Consider the following 272-nt stretch of genomic DNA (forward strand, 5'->3'; position numbering starts at 1 on the left):
GAGGTCCGGCACCTCCAGCGCTCCGAGGTGCGGGAGGCCGAGGAGGCCTTCGGGAAGGGGCAGAAGGGCTCGTCGGCGATGCCGCACAAGCGCAACCCCGTGGCGAGCGAGAACCTGACGGGCATCGCGCGGCTGCTGCGCGGCTACGCCACGACGGCGCTCGAAAACGTGGCCCTCTGGCACGAGCGCGACATCTCGCACTCGTCCGCCGAGCGCGTCCTCCTGCCCGACGCCACGACCGCCCTCCACTACGCGCTCCACCGGATGGCCGG

Annotated in this window: 1 protein-coding gene; it reads left to right on the forward strand. The window is 72.8% G+C overall.

Annotated elements, in window-relative coordinates; translation table 11 throughout:
* The coding region (locus RYX56_RS22450) for a lyase family protein (protein ID WP_317124134.1) at positions 1-272 on the forward strand (272 nt) is incomplete at both ends.

Origin of the sequence: Alkalihalophilus lindianensis (assembly GCF_032843265.1) — a bacterium.
GTDB lineage: Bacteria > Bacillota > Bacilli > Bacillales > Bacillaceae_D > Alkalihalophilus > Alkalihalophilus lindianensis.